The 12923-nt window shown below is 77.0% G+C and carries 13 protein-coding genes; 11 read left to right on the plus strand and 2 right to left on the minus strand.

All coding sequences use genetic code 11. The features are described from left to right. The first annotated feature begins 175 nt into the window (after positions 1-175). From CHB98_RS18430 to CHB98_RS18460, 7 genes are all read left to right on the plus strand, one after another. Positions 176-3133 carry an Rne/Rng family ribonuclease gene (locus CHB98_RS18430; protein WP_089307066.1) on the plus strand — a complete coding sequence of 986 codons (2958 nt, stop codon included), beginning with the start codon at positions 176-178 and terminating at the stop codon, positions 3131-3133. 266 nt (positions 3134-3399) lie between these two features. After that, entirely contained in the window at positions 3400-3711 is a 312-nt protein-coding gene (gene rplU / locus CHB98_RS18435; protein ID WP_089307178.1) for a 50S ribosomal protein L21, read from the plus strand. Positions 3712-3718: 7 nt separating this feature from the next. Further along, positions 3719-3976 (plus strand): 50S ribosomal protein L27, encoded by a 258-nt coding sequence (rpmA, locus tag CHB98_RS18440; protein WP_089307067.1) that lies wholly within the window; start codon positions 3719-3721, stop codon positions 3974-3976. Positions 3977-4062: 86 nt separating this feature from the next. Next, positions 4063-5550: a GTPase ObgE gene (gene obgE / locus CHB98_RS18445; RefSeq protein WP_089307068.1), complete on the plus strand. Its 1488-nt coding sequence runs from the start codon at positions 4063-4065 to the stop codon at positions 5548-5550. Between the two features lie 2 nt (positions 5551-5552). Next, positions 5553-6668 carry a glutamate 5-kinase gene (gene proB / locus CHB98_RS18450; protein WP_089307069.1) on the plus strand — a complete coding sequence of 372 codons (1116 nt, stop codon included), beginning with the start codon at positions 5553-5555 and terminating at the stop codon, positions 6666-6668. 58 nt (positions 6669-6726) lie between these two features. Further along, positions 6727-7209, plus strand: a complete 483-nt coding sequence (def, locus tag CHB98_RS18455) for a peptide deformylase (protein WP_089307070.1) — start codon at positions 6727-6729, stop codon at positions 7207-7209. Between the two features lie 23 nt (positions 7210-7232). Next, positions 7233-8015 carry an isocitrate lyase/PEP mutase family protein gene (locus CHB98_RS18460; RefSeq protein ID WP_089307071.1) on the plus strand — a complete coding sequence of 261 codons (783 nt, stop codon included), beginning with the start codon at positions 7233-7235 and terminating at the stop codon, positions 8013-8015. A gap of 81 nt (positions 8016-8096) precedes the next feature. On the opposite strand, the gene CHB98_RS18465 is transcribed toward CHB98_RS18460, so the two are convergent. Beyond that, entirely contained in the window at positions 8097-8312 is a 216-nt protein-coding gene (locus CHB98_RS18465) for a hypothetical protein (RefSeq protein WP_089307072.1), read from the minus strand. Continuing rightward, a complete protein-coding gene (locus tag CHB98_RS18470; protein ID WP_089307073.1) occupies positions 8309-8965 on the minus strand; it encodes a maleylpyruvate isomerase family mycothiol-dependent enzyme in 657 nt (218 codons plus the stop codon). Before CHB98_RS18470 ends, CHB98_RS18465 begins: the two co-directional genes overlap by 4 nt. A 72-nt stretch (positions 8966-9037) precedes the next feature. On the opposite strand from CHB98_RS18470, the gene CHB98_RS18475 reads away from it, so the two are divergent. The 4 genes from CHB98_RS18475 (at position 9038) to CHB98_RS18490 (ending at position 12894) form a co-directional block, all read left to right on the plus strand. Beyond that, positions 9038-9472, plus strand: a complete 435-nt coding sequence (locus CHB98_RS18475) for a MarR family winged helix-turn-helix transcriptional regulator (RefSeq protein ID WP_245821393.1) — start codon at positions 9038-9040, stop codon at positions 9470-9472. A gap of 103 nt (positions 9473-9575) precedes the next feature. Then, positions 9576-9896, plus strand: a complete 321-nt coding sequence (locus CHB98_RS18480) for a DUF1490 family protein (RefSeq protein ID WP_218822425.1) — start codon at positions 9576-9578, stop codon at positions 9894-9896. Continuing rightward, positions 9896-12088, plus strand: coding sequence for a heavy metal translocating P-type ATPase (locus CHB98_RS18485; protein WP_089307074.1), 2193 nt, complete (start codon positions 9896-9898; stop codon positions 12086-12088). Before CHB98_RS18480 ends, CHB98_RS18485 begins: the two co-directional genes overlap by 1 nt. Next, complete coding sequence (locus CHB98_RS18490; RefSeq protein ID WP_089307075.1) at positions 12085-12894, plus strand: class I SAM-dependent methyltransferase; 810 nt, start codon at positions 12085-12087, stop codon at positions 12892-12894. Before CHB98_RS18485 ends, CHB98_RS18490 begins: the two co-directional genes overlap by 4 nt. The last annotated feature ends 29 nt before the right edge of the window (positions 12895-12923 follow it).

Here is a 12923-nt window from a genome sequence, read left to right on the forward strand (position 1 = left end):
GCACCACCGGAGCCCGGCCGCGGCGACACCTCGCCCGGGCACCGGCCCCAGACTTCGCGGGACGGACCTGCCGCCGCACCCGGCGCGGGACCGACCCGCCCCACCCGTGCTCCTGCGCGGCCGCCCGTCCTCGCGATCGGGCGCCCGGGAGCACCACACAGGAGGCGAGCCACGCGTGGCCGACCAGACACCCGACAGCACCACCACCACCGACGAGGGCCTCGAGCCCGCGGCCCCGCCCCAGGGCGGTGAGACCCCGGCGGCCGAGGAGGAGCTCCTGGCCGCCGAGGCCGGCGAGGACGACGACGCGGGCGAGCAGGCCGCCGCCGAGGGGGAGGCGCCCGCGCAGGAGCCCGCGGCGGCGGGGCCCGTGACCGCCGAGCCCCCGGCCGCCGAGTCCGAGGAGCCCCCGGTCTCCCGCTTCGGCGCCCAGTTCAGCTCGCCGGAGCCGACCGCGGTCATCGCCCGCCCCCGCCGGCGGGCCACCCGGCCGGCCGCCGCGGCCGACCCGGACGTCGGCGCCGCCGCGCCGCCCGCCCCCGCCATCCCGGCGTTCGTCAGCTTCGTCGCGCCCACCGGGACCGACGTGCCGGCCCCGCCGCGCCGGCGCAGCCGCCGCCCGGTGGCCGAGTCGCCGACGGTGGAGGACACCGACGCCGAGCCGGCCGAGGACCTCGACGAGGAGACCCCGGCGCCCCGCTCCCGGCGCGGCCGCTCCCGCCGCCGCTCCGGTGCCGAGGACGCCCCCGCACCGGCCGAGGACACCCGGGCCGACGAGGACGTGGCCGAGGAGGACACGGCCGACGAGGACGCCACCGCCGGCGAGGACACCGACGACACCGGTGCCGGCAGCAGCCGGCGGCGCCGCCGGGGCCGCCGCGGCCGCGGCCGGGCCCGCACCGGCGAGGACGCCACGGACGGCGACGACGACACCGACGAGGACACCGGCGACGAGCGCGGTGCCGACGACGCCGACGAGGACGCCGACACCGGCGAGGACACCGCCGAGGACGACGAGGGCGGGTCGAGCACCCGCCGCCGCCGCCGTCGCCGCCGCCGGGGCGGCAGCAGCGAGCCCGTGGAGGCCGCCGCCGACGGCGACGACGACCGCCCCGAGCGGGCCGGCCGCAACGGCCGCACCACCAGCGACGACGACGTCCGGGGCGTCGCCGGCTCCACCCGGCTGGAGGCCAAGCGGCAGCGCCGGCGCGACGGCCGGGACAGCGGCCGCCGCCGCGCGCCGATCCTCACCGAGTCGGAGTTCCTGGCCCGCCGCGAGGCCGTCGACCGCCGGATGGTCATCCGCCAGCGGGGCGAGCGCACCCAGATCGCCGTCCTCGAGGACGACGTGCTCGTCGAGCACTACGTGACCCAGGCGCAGGCGACGTCCTTCGCCGGCAACGTCTACCTCGGCCGGGTGCAGAACGTGCTGCCCAGCATGGAGGCGGCGTTCGTCGACATCGGCAAGGGCCGCAACGCGGTGCTCTACGCCGGCGAGGTCAACTGGGACGCCGCCGGCCTGTCCGGCAAGCAGCGCTCCATCGAGCAGGCGATGAAGTCCGGCGACAAGGTGCTCGTCCAGGTCACCAAGGACCCGATCGGCCACAAGGGCGCGCGGCTGACCCAGCAGGTCAACCTGCCCGGCCGGTTCCTGGTCTACGTGCCCGGCGGGTCGATGACCGGCATCAGCCGCAAGCTGCCCGACACCGAGCGCACCCGGCTCAAGGACATCCTCAAGAAGATCGTCCCCGAGGACGCCGGCGTCATCATCCGCACCGCCGCCGAGGGCGCCTCGGCCGACGAGCTCACCCGCGACGTGGCCCGGCTGCAGGCGCAGTGGGAGGTCATCCGGACGAAGGCCGAGTCCTCCTCCAGCGCCCCGGCGCTGCTCTACGGCGAGCCGGACCTGGCCATCCGGGTCATCCGCGACGTCTTCAACGAGGACTTCAAGGAGCTCGTCGTCCAGGGCGACGACGCCTGGGACACCGTCGAGGCCTACGTCGCGCACGTCTCCCCCGAGCTGTCGGGGCGGCTGACCCGGCACACCGGCGAGGGCGACGTCTTCCGCGACCTGCGCATCGACGAGCAGCTGGCCAAGGCGCTGGACCGCAAGGTGTGGCTGCCGTCGGGCGGCTCGCTGGTCATCGACCGCACCGAGGCGATGACCGTCGTCGACGTCAACACCGGCAAGTTCACCGGCTCCGGCGGCAACCTCGAGCAGACCGTCACGCGCAACAACATGGAGGCGGCCGAGGAGATCGTCCGCCAGCTCCGGCTGCGCGACATCGGCGGCATGATCGTCATCGACTTCATCGACATGGTGCTGGAGAGCAACCGCGACCTGGTGCTGCGCCGGCTCACCGAGTGCCTGGGCCGCGACCGCACCAAGCACCAGGTCGCCGAGGTCACCTCGCTGGGCCTGGTGCAGATGACCCGCAAGCGGGTCGGCCAGGGCCTGCTGGAGGTCTTCTCCGAGCCGTGCGAGCACTGCCGCGGCCGGGGCGTCGTCGTGCACGTCGACCCGGTGGACGACAAGCGCCGCGGGGGCGGCGGGACGCCGGCGGCCAACGGCAGCGGCAACGGCCGGCGCGAGCAGCCGCGCGGCGACCGTGGCCGCGACACCGGCGCCCGGCCCGCCGAGGAGACCCCCGACCCGGTGGCCGCGGCCCCCACGGCCCCCGCGGAGGGGGCCCCCGCGGTCGACGGCTCCGACGGCGACGGCCAGCGCTCCGGCGGCGGCCGACGCAACCGGGGACGGCGCAACCGCGGCCAGTCCGGCGAGGACCGTGCCGCCGAGGACGCCGCCGTCCTCACCGCGACCCTCGACGAGGACACCGACGGGGTCGCCGAGCCCGACGCCGCGCCGGAGGAGGCGGTGGAGCCGGTGGAGCCGGTGGCCGAGCAGATCGGCACCCCGTTCGCCGCCGAGCCGGCCGCCGGGCAGCCCGCGCCGCCGGCCGACGACGAGGCCGTCCCGGCCGGCGCCGGTCCCGACGACCCCGGCCCGGTGGACGCCGACGAGGAGCCGGAGGCCGGGCAGGCGGTGGCCGAGGAGCCGGCCGCCGAGGCGCCGGTCACCCGCCCGCGCCGGCGCCGGGCCGCCAGCCGACCGGCGGGCCCGCCGGCGTCCTGACACCTGCACCCCGCGCCGAGCGGGTGCGCCGGGGCTCCCTTCCCCGCCCGGGAGCGGGGCCCCGGCGCACACGCTGCCGGTCGGGCGGAGGAGCCGGGACCGTGTTCGACCCCCTTCCGGCCGCTCGGGTACGCTGGTCGGGTTGCACCGCCCCGGTACGGCGCACCCGCGGGTGCGCACCTGGGAGGCGGGCAGCCCGTCCAGCACCCGGCGCGCAGCGTCCGGGCGCACGCAGGACACGACAGAGGCGATCGAGGAGTCTAGTGGTGTACGCAGTCGTCAAGGCCGGTGGCCGGCAGCACAAGGTCGCCGTGGGCGACCGGTTCACGGTCAACCGTCTCGTGGGTGAGGCGGGCGACTCCGTCACCCTCCCGGCCCTGCTCCTGGTCGACGGCGAGACCGTCACCAGCGACGCGGAGACCCTGGCCGGCGTGACCGTGACCGGCGAGATCGTCGGCCACGGCAAGGGCCCGAAGATCCGCATCCACAAGTTCAAGAACAAGACCGGCTACCACAAGCGCCAGGGGCACCGTCAGCCGCTGACCGACGTGGTCGTCCGCGACATCACGAAGGGCTGACGCCGACATGGCACACAAGAAGGGCGCCTCGTCGTCCCGGAACGGCCGCGACTCCAACGCCCAGCGCCTGGGCGTCAAGCGCTTCGGCGGCCAGGTCGTGAAGGCCGGCGAGATCATCGTCCGCCAGCGCGGCACCCACTTCCACCCGGGCCTGGGCGTCGGCCGCGGCAACGACGACACCCTGTTCGCGCTGCAGCCCGGCTCGGTCACCTTCGGCACCAAGCGGGGGCGCAAGACCGTCTCCATCACCGCCGTCGGCGCCTAGGCACCCGCAGCTGACGCCCACGAGCGCACGGGCCCCCGGCCCGTGCGCTCGTGGCACGTGACAACGAGGAAAGAGGCGGCGCGGACATGGCCGCTTTCGTCGACCGCGTGGTCGTGCACGTGGCCGCCGGCAACGGCGGGCACGGGGTCGCGTCGGTCCACCGGGAGAAGTTCAAGCCCCTCGGCGGCCCCGACGGGGGCAACGGCGGCAACGGCGGGGACGTCGTCCTCGAGGTCGACCCCAGCGTGCACACGCTGCTGGACTTCCACCACCGGCCGCACCAGAAGGCCGGCAACGGCCGCCCCGGCGAGGGCAGCAACCGGCACGGCGCCCGCGGGGAGGACCGCGTGCTGCGGGTCCCCGCCGGCACCGTGGTCAGCACCCCCGACGGCCGGGTGGTCGCCGACCTCATCGGCGCCGGCACCCGCGTCGTCCTCGCGCACGGCGGCAAGGGCGGCCTGGGCAACGCCGCGCTGGCCAACGCCCGCCGCAAGGCGCCCGGGTTCGCGCTGCTCGGCGAACCCGGCGAGGCTCTCGACGCGGTCATCGAGCTCAAGAGCATCGCCGACGTCGGCCTCGTCGGGTTCCCGTCGGCCGGCAAGTCCTCGCTGATCGCCGCCATGTCCGCGGCCCGGCCCAAGATCGCCGACTACCCGTTCACCACGCTGGTGCCCAACCTCGGCGTGGTCCGCGCCGGCGACACCGTCTTCACGATGGCCGACGTCCCCGGCCTGATCCCCGGCGCCTCGGAGGGCCGCGGGCTGGGCCTGGAGTTCCTCCGCCACATCGAGCGCTGCGCGGTCCTGGTGCACGTCGTCGACATGGCGACGATGGAGCCCGGCCGCGACCCGGAGAGCGACATCGAGGCCCTGCAGCACGAGCTGGCCCAGTACCGCGCCGACCTCGTCGACCGGCTGCGGGTCGCCGTCCTCAACAAGGTGGACGTGCCCGACGGCCGGGAGCTGGTCGACCTGGTGCGCGAGCCGCTGGAGCAGCGCGGCCTGCAGGTGTTCCCGCTGAGCGCGGCGACCGGCGAGGGGCTGCGCGAGCTCGGCTTCGCGCTGGCCGCCGCCGTCGAGGAGCACCGGGCCGCGCTGCCCGAGCCCGAGCCGGTGCGGGTCACCCTCACCCCGCGCGCCGTCGACGACAGCGGCTTCACCGTCGCGCGCGACCCCGAGGACGACGGGGTGTTCGTCGTCCGCGGCGTCAAGCCCGAGCGCTGGGTGCGCCAGACCGACTTCACCAACGACGAGGCCGTCGGCTTCCTCGCCGACCGGCTCAACCGGCTCGGCGTCGAGGACGCGCTGGCCGAGGCCGGCGCGGAGGAGGGCGACACCATCGTCATCGGCGACGTCGCCTTCGACTTCGTCCCGACGCTGCTGGCCGGCACGCTCAGCGTCGAGGAGACCGCGGGACTCGGCGGGCGCGGCACCGACGCGCGCATCGACGCCCCGCACCGGGTGCGTGCCGAGGAGCGGCTGGCCGCCAAGAAGGCCCGCCGGGTGCCCTACGAGCTCAGCGAGGCGGCGCTTCCAGGGACGTGGACCGACGACGACCTGCCGCAGGACGACTGACCGTGCGCGCGGAGATCGGCGGCGCGCGGCGGGTCGTGGTCAAGGTCGGCTCCTCCTCGCTCACCACCGTGCCCGGCGGCCTGGACGAGGCCCGGCTCACCGCGCTGGTCGACGTCCTCGGGGCGGTGCACGCCGGGGGCCGGGAGGTCGTGCTGGTCTCCTCCGGCGCGATCGCCGCCGGCCTGGCCCCCCTCGGCGTCACCGGCCGCCCCCGGGACCTCGCCACCGCCCAGGCCGCGGCCAGCGTCGGCCAGCTGCGGCTGGTGCAGACCTACGCCGACGCCTTCGCGCGGCACGACGTCACCGTCGGGCAGGTGCTGCTCACCGCCGACGACCTCACCCGGCGCAGCCACTACCGCAACGCCCAGCGCACCCTGGACCGGCTGCTCACCCTCGGGGTCTTGCCGATCGTCAACGAGAACGACACGGTGGCCACCGAGGAGATCCGGTTCGGCGACAACGACCGGCTGGCCGCCCTGGTCGCGCACGTGGCCCGGGCCGACGCGCTGCTGCTGCTCTCCGACGTCGACGGCGTCTACGACGGCGACCCGCGCCGCGGCCCCGCTCGGCTGCTGGACACCGTGCGGGACCCCGCCGACCTGGGCGAGGTGGTCCTCGGCACGGCCAGCCGCAACGGCGTGGGCACCGGCGGGATGGCCACCAAGGTGGAGGCCGCGCTGATCGCCGCGCGCTCCGGGGTGCCCGTCGTCGTCACCTCCACCGCCCAGGCCGCCGCCGCGCTGGCCGGGGGACCGGTGGGCACCCGGTTCGCCGTCATGGGGCCGCGGCCGCGCGCCCGGCAGTTCTGGCTGCGCTTCGCCACCCGGCCGCGCGGCCGGCTGGTGCTCGACGCGGGCGCGGTGCAGGCGGTGCGCGAGCGGCACGCCTCGCTGCTGCCCGCCGGCGTCACCGGCGTGGTGGGGGAGTTCCTCGCCGACGACCCGGTCGAGCTGGTCGGCCCGGACGGCGTCGTGGTCGCCCGCGGGCTGGTCGCCTACGACGCCCGCGAGCTGCCCCCGCTGCTGGGCCGCAAGACCGGCGACCTGGACCCGGAGTACCGCCGCGAGATCGTGCACCGCGACGAGATGGTGCTCCTCCGCCGCCCCGCGCTCGGCTGACCGCCCGGCGGGACCGGGCCGGTCGGGGCGGGGGAGGGGCTTGAGAGACTGCCGGACCGTGACGACCCGCCCGATCCGCGAGCTCGGCGACCCGGTCCTGCGCACGCCCGCCGACGAGGTGCGCAGCTTCGACCGGGAGCTGGCCGCGCTCGTCCGCGACCTGGAGGACACCGTCGCCGACCCCGGCCGCGCGGGGGTGGCCGCGCCGCAGATCGGCGTCGGCCTGCGGGTGTTCTCCTACAACGTGGACGGCGTCATCGGGCACGTGGTGAACCCGCGCATCGTCGAGCTGTCCGAGGAGACCCAGGACGGCGACGAGGGGTGCCTGTCCATCCCCGGCATCTGGGCGCCCACCGTGCGGGCGGTGCGCGCCGTCGTCGAGGGCGTGGACGTGCGCGGCGAGCCGCTGCGGCTGGAGGGCACCGGGCTCATGGCGCGGGCGCTGCAGCACGAGGTGGACCACCTCGACGGGAAGCTGTACCTCGACCGGCTCACCGGCGAGGCGCGCAAGGCCGCGCTCCGGGCACTGCGCGAGCGTTAGGCCACCCCGCTACGGTCGCGGCCGTGACCGACCTCGCCACCCGCGCCCGCACCCTGCTCGACCTGCACACGGCCCCGGAGATCCTCGTCCTCGCCAACGTGTGGGACGTCGTCTCCGCCCGGGTGGTGGCCGCCACCGACGGCGTCCGGGCGCTGGCCACGGCCAGCCACGGCATCGCGTCCACCTTCGGCTACCCGGACGGCGAGCACATCCCGCTGGACCTGCACCTGGACATGGTGGCCCGCATCGCCGCCGCCGTGGACCTGCCGGTGAGCATGGACATGGAGGCCGGCTACGGGGACCCCGGCGAGACCACCCGCCGCGCGCTCGCGGCCGGCGTCGTGGGCGGCAACCTCGAGGACCAGCTGCGGCCCCTGGACGAGGCGGTGGCCGCGGTCGAGGCGGTGCTGCGCGCCGGCCGGGACGCCGGCGTCGACTTCGTGCTCAACGCCCGCACCGACACCTTCGTGCGCGCCGCCGCCGACGCCGACCGCGGCGAGCTGGTCGCCGAGACCGTCCGCCGGGGACGGGCCTTCCTGGAGGCGGGGGCCCCGGTGGTCTTCGTGCCCCGGCTGGTCGACCGCGAGGAGATCGCCGCCGTGGTCGAGGGCCTCGGGCGCAACCGGCTGACCCTGATCAGCGTCCCCGGCACCTCGCTGCCCGCCCGGGAGATGCAGGAGCTCGGCGTGGCCCGCGTGTCCACCGGCCCGTTCACCCAGCGGGTGGCGCTGACCGCCCTGCAGGACGCCGCGGCCGGCATGGTCGCCGGCGGGACCCTGCCGGCCGGGACCCGCGCCCTCAACTGAACGGAGGCCCCCTCGCCCCCACCGCTCGCGGCGGCCCCTGCGAGGGCGTCGGGCGAGGGGGCCGTGCCCTCCCTCGGACGGTCACGCCGGTCCGCGGCAGCACCAGGCCGCGGACCTCGAACTCGGTGACCACCGAGGGCGGAGCTGGCCGACCGTCCAGACCTCGGCGAGCACCGGCCCGACCACCTCGCGGGTCCCGCGCTCGAGCTGCGCGCGCGACTCCCACACCTCGACCACCTGGACCCCGTCGTAGAGCTCGACCGGTGCTGCGACGTCGAACACCACACCCAGGGTCACGACGTCCCCCTCCTCTCCTCCCGGCGACCCGGTGTCGCCGGCAGCCGTCGCACCCCCTCACCGGCGAGCCGGTGCACCGTGGCGGTGCGGCCGGTGAGCAGGAGCAGCAGGTCGCCGGTCGTGCCCTCCACCGGCGCCCCCTCGCCCAGCACCAGGTCGCCGTCCGTGGCTCGCAGCTGCAGGCCGACCAGCCGCCTCCGGGCCCGGAACGGGAAACCCGTCGCCCAGACCCGCCGCGCCGCCATGGCGGCCGGGGCGGGCGGCACCGGTCGCGCCCGGCCCAGCGGTACGGCGATGTCCTGACCGTGCACGAGGACGTCGGTGAGCGGCTCGACCGGACCGACCATCGGTGCCCGCCGCCGCGAGCCGACCATCGCCCGCAGCCGCCGGCTGCACTCCTCCGGCGGCAGCGGACCGGCGCGCAGCGCCGCGTCGCGGACCATCCGGTCGAAGCTGCCGCCGGCTCGAACGGCGGCGACGAGGGCCTCCCGGTACCCCATGTGCGCCTGGGTCAGGTGGGCCGCCACGTCCCGCACCCGCCAACCGGCGCACAGGGACGGCGCCTCCCACTCGGCGGGGGAGAGGTCGTCGAGCAGGTCGGCCAGGCTCGCCCGCTGGGTGTCGGTGCTCCGCCACACGTCGCCGACGTCCATGACCCCTCCACCGAGGTTGGTACGATGCTCGTACTAGTAAGTCAGAGAGACTGACCATCGTCAAGGGGTGCCGTGACCGACCGCCAGAACCTCGGGCTGCTCTGCTTCTACCCGTCCCGGGCGATGGAGGCCCGGCTCATGCAGGAGCTGGTCGCCGCCGGATTCGACGACATCACCACGGCGCAGGGGCGCATCGCCGCCCGGATCGGCCCGCACGGCACCCGGCTCACCGACCTGGCCGCGCAGGCCCTGGTGACCAAGCAGACCGCGAACCACCTGGTCGACCAGCTGCAGCGGGCCGGCTACGTGCACCGGGTCCCCGATCCGACCGACGGGCGGGCGCGGCTGGTGCAGATGGCCGAGCGTGGCCGGGCCGCCGTGGCGCTCGCCCGCCGGGTCGAGGCCGAGGTCGAGGCAGAGTGGACGGCGCACCTCGGGGAGGAGGCCACCGCGCAGCTGCGCGCGGCCCTCGAACGGCTCCGGGAGGTCACCGACCCGTACCGCTGAAGCGGGCCACTGGGCAGGAGCGGCCTCGGCCCCCGCCTGCACTGATGAGCATCGTTCCCAGTAGCGTCGGGACGAGGTCCGGCGAGGTCAGTGGAGGGGCACAGTGGCGGAGTCTGAACACACCGGGCGGCGGGGCGCGGGCGCGGGGCGCCTGGTCCGCAAGGCGGCGGGCGTGGTCGCGACCGGGGTGACCGGCGTGCTCGTCGTCCGCCTGGTCGAGGGGCGGGAGCCGGGCAGCCTGCCCCGCAAGGTCGCCGTCCGGGTCACCCGCTGGGGCATCGTGGGCACCCGGCGGGCCGAGGCCGCCGTCGAGCGGGCCCGGCTGGCCGCCGGCGACGTCCGCGCGCAGGCCTACGCCGACCTCGGCGAGCAGGCCCCGCCCCCGGCCAGCCGCGGCGCCGGCGGCCACGACCACCCGCACTGATGCAGCCGGTCGTCGTCGCCCCGGTCGTCGTCACGGACGCCGGGGGGCGGGTGCGCCTGGCCGTGCCCTGGCTGACCGGCTCGCCGTCGCGGGCGGTGCTCGCCGAGGACCGGCTGGACGACGTCCCCGGCGTGCTGGCCGTGCAGGCCTTCCCGGTCACCGGGCACGTCGTGGTGTGGGCCGGCGCCGGCACCGACCGCGCCCGCCTGCTGGAGGAGGTGGCCGCGGTGGCCGCGGCCCCGGCCGACGCGCCGGTCGCCCGCGCCCCCCGCTCGGCCGACGTCGCCAACCGGGAGCTGGTGCGCATCGCCGTGGGCGGCGCGGCCCTGCTGCTGCTCGGCGTCCGCCGCTACGGGCTGGGCCGCCCCCCGGCGCTGTCGCCGCGCAGCCGGTTCGCCGTGTCCGCGGTCACCGTCTTCACCGGCTTCCCGTTCGCCAAGGGGGCGCTGGGCGCCCTGGCCGGCCGGCGCACCGCGGGCACCGACGCCCTGGTCACCGCCGCCACCGTGGCCAGCCTGCTGCTGCGCGAGAACGTCGTCGCCCTCACCGTGCTGTGGCTGCTCAACATCGGCGAGTGGCTGCAGACGCTCACCCTGCGCCGCACCCGGCGGGCCATCTCCGCGCTGCTGGCCGGCGCGGAGACCACCGCCTGGGTGCGGCTGCCCGACGGCACCGAGGTGCAGGTCGACCTGGCCCGCCTGCAGGTCGGCGACCTCGTGGTGCTGCACGACCAGGTCACCGTGCCGGTCGACGGCGAGGTGGTGGAGGGCGCCGGCGTCGTCGACCAGGCGGCGATCACCGGCGAGCCGCTGCCGGCGGCGAAGGCCGTGGGCGACCGGGTGCACGCCGGGTCGGTGAACCTGCGCGGCCGGCTGGTGGTGCGCGCCTCGGCCACCGGCGAGGACACCGCCATCGGCCGGATCATCGCCCGGGTGGAGCGGGCGCAGGACGACCGCGCGCCGATCCAGACGGTGGGGGAGACCTTCTCCCGCCGCTTCGTGCCCGCCTCCTTCGCGCTGGCCACCCTGACCTGGCTGGTCACCGGCGACGTCCGCCGCGCGATGACCATGCTGCTCATCGCCTGCCCCTGCGCGGTCGGGCTGTCCACGCCCACCGCGGTCAGCGCGGCCATCGGCAACGGCGCCTCCCGCGGCGTGCTCATCAAGGGCGGCGCCCACCTGGAGGCGGCCGGGCGGGTCGACGCCGTCGTCTTCGACAAGACCGGCACGCTCACCGTGGGCCGCCCGGTGGTCACCAACGTCGTCTCCTTCAGCGACCGCTGGTCGCCGGAGCAGGTGCTCGGCTACGCGGCCAGCTCCGAGGTGCACTCCCGGCACCCGCTGGCGCAGGCGGTCATCCGCTCCACCGAGGAGCGGCACATCCACATCCCGCCGCACGAGGAGTGCGAGGTGCTGCTCGGCCTGGGCATGCGCACCCAGGCCGACGGGCGGGTGCTGCTGCTCGGCAGCGAGGCGCTCATGGCCAGCGAGGGCGTCGCCGTCGGCGACGAGGCGCTGGACTGGCTGACCCGGCTCCGCGAGGCCACCGAGACCCCGCTCCTGCTGGCCGTGGACGGCGAGCTGGTCGGGCTGGTCAGCCTGCGCGACGAGCTGCGGCCGGAGGCCCGCGCGGTGGTCGACGCGCTGCGCGCCGACGGGGTGCGCCGGGTGGTCATGCTCACCGGCGACCACCGGACGGCGGCCGCCGCCGTCGCCGCGGCGCTCGACATCGACGAGTGGCGGGCCGAGACGCTGCCCGAGCACAAGCAGGACGTCGTCGACCGGCTGCGCGCCGAGGGGCACACCGTGGCCGTGGTCGGCGACGGCACCAACGACGCCCCGGCGCTGGCCGCCGCCGACATCGGCATCGCGATGGGGCTGTCCGGCACCGACGTCGCCGTCGAGACCGCCGACGTGGCGCTGGTCGGCGACGACCTGCGGCACCTGCTGGACCTGCGCCAGCTCGGCGGGCGCACCCTGGACGTGGTCCGGCAGAACTACGGCATGTCGATCGCGGTCAACGGCGCCGGGCTGCTCGCCGGCGCCGGCGGGGCGCTGTCCCCGGTGCTGGCCGCCGTCCTGCACAACGCCTCGTCGGTGGCGGTGGCGCTCAACTCCTCGCGGCTGGTCCGCTACCGCGGCGTCCGGCGGGCCGACCCCCGGATCGAGCCCGACGGGGTCGGGCCGTCGTGACCGCGGCCGAGCCGTCGCCCGCCCGCTGGGCCGGGGCCTCCGACGACGCGGCGGCCGACTTCGCCCGGCTCGGCCCGCTGCTGTGGGACCCGGTCGGGCGGGCCACCGTGGCCGCGGTCGACCTGCGGCCCGGGCAGCGGGTGCTCGACGCCTGCTGCGGGGACGGCGCATCGGCGGTGCCCGCGGCGCACGCCGTCGGGTCTCCCGGGCACGTGGACGCCGTCGACCTGTCCCCGGTGATGGTCGGCCTGCTGCGCCGCCGCGCCGGCGACCTGCCGCAGCTGACCGGCACCGCCGCCGACGTCACCACGTGGGCGGGGGAGGGCTACGACGCCGTGCTGTGCGTGCTCGGCGCGTTCTCCCTCCCCGACATGGACGCCGGCACCGCGCACCTGGTGCGGCGCCCGCGGCCCGGCGGCCTGGTCTCGGTCACCTCCTGGCGGCCCGGCGCCATGGTCGCGCCCGGGATGGCGCTGGCCCGCGCGGTGGCCCGCGAGCGCGGCGAGCCGGTGCCCGGCGACCCGCCCCGCGGGCGGCTGCAGGAGCTCGGCGCGCCGGACGCGCTGGCCGGCTGGTTCGCCGGCCGCGGCGCGGCCGGCGTCGAGGTCACCACCGTGCCGCACACCCTGCCGGCGACCGACGACGCGCTGTGGCTGCTGGTCCTGGGCTCGGCGTTCCGCGGCATGCTGGCCGGCCTGGACGACGACGCGGTCGGCCGGGTGCGGGCCGACTACCTCGGGCAGCTGGCCGGCGGGCCGCCGGTGGACGCGACCACGCTGGTCGCCGTCGGCTCCCGCGCGGGCTGAGCCCGGTGCCCGCGGGCCCGCTGCCCGCC

This window comes from Geodermatophilus pulveris (genome assembly GCF_900188375.1).
In the GTDB taxonomy this organism is placed as follows: Bacteria; Actinomycetota; Actinomycetes; order Mycobacteriales; family Geodermatophilaceae; genus Geodermatophilus; species Geodermatophilus pulveris.